Source organism: Pelomonas sp. KK5, from assembly GCF_001984095.1.
Classification (GTDB): domain Bacteria; phylum Pseudomonadota; class Gammaproteobacteria; order Burkholderiales; family Burkholderiaceae_C; genus KK5.
In genome coordinates this window covers 1-880 of the sequence record NZ_LYVQ01000509.1, presented here as the reverse complement: position 1 = coordinate 880, position 880 = coordinate 1, and the positions used below count along the sequence as shown (strand labels likewise).

At 65.1% G+C, this 880-nt stretch carries 1 protein-coding gene; it reads left to right on the top strand.

Translation table 11 applies throughout. The annotated features are described in order from the left end of the window. Positions 1-2 precede the first annotated feature (2 nt). Entirely contained in the window at positions 3-878 is an 876-nt protein-coding gene (locus tag B0W88_RS32025; protein WP_077038435.1) for a phosphate ABC transporter substrate-binding protein, read from the top strand. Positions 879-880: the final 2 nt, after the last annotated feature.

Below are 880 nucleotides of genomic sequence, written 5' to 3'. Positions count from 1 at the left end.
CCATGGCGCTCACGCTCAAGACCAACCTGGCCGACTACGCGGTCACGAAAGCGATGAAGGACGGCCGCGTGACGTCCGATGTCGTCACCCTGGACTACTGCGGCCCCACCCCGGCGCACAACGGCTTCAAGGCCATGGTGCGGGAGAACAAGTTCGATGCCGGTGAACTGGCCATCGTCACCTTCCTGCAGGCCAAGGCCTACGGCAAGCCTTACGTGCTGCTGCCCGCGCCGATCTCGGGACGGTTCCAGCACCACTGCGCCGGCTTCAACATCGACTTCGGCGACATCCGGCCCAAGGACATCGAGGGCAAGCGCGTCGGGGTCAGAACCTACACGCAGACCACGGCGCTGTGGATCCGCGGCATCCTGCGCCACGAGTGCGGCGTGGACCTGGACAAGGTCACCTGGATGACGCTGGGCGACGGGCACCTGGCCGAGTACCACGACCCGGTGAACTGCGAGCGGCTGCCGGCGGGATCGAACATTCCCGAGATGATGCTCAAGGGCGAACTGGCCGCCGCGCTGCTGGGCGAGGACATGCCCAAGGATCCGCGCGTCAGGACACTGGTGCCTGATGCGATGAACGCCGCCAAGGACTGGTTCGCCAGAGAGAACGTGGTGCCGATCAACCACATGTTCGTCGTGCACGCGGAGCTCAGCAAGAAGAACCCGGAAGCCGTGCGAGAGATCTACCGCATGGTCAAGGAGAGCAGAGCGCTGGCCGAAGGCGTGCCGGCGATCTTCCCGCCGATCGGCATGGAGGCGAACCGCAAGGGCATCCAGCTCGCCATCGACTGGGCGCTGGACCAGAAGATCATCCCGCGCCGCCTGAGCGTGGACGAACTGTTCGATGACGTAACGGCCAATCTCGGCTGACC

What these genes read in the sequence shown, in the direction of transcription:
- B0W88_RS32025 (WP_077038435.1), top strand. Translation starts at nt 3, where the DNA reads ATGGCGCTCACGCTCAAGACCAACCTGGCCGACTACGCGGTCACGAAA.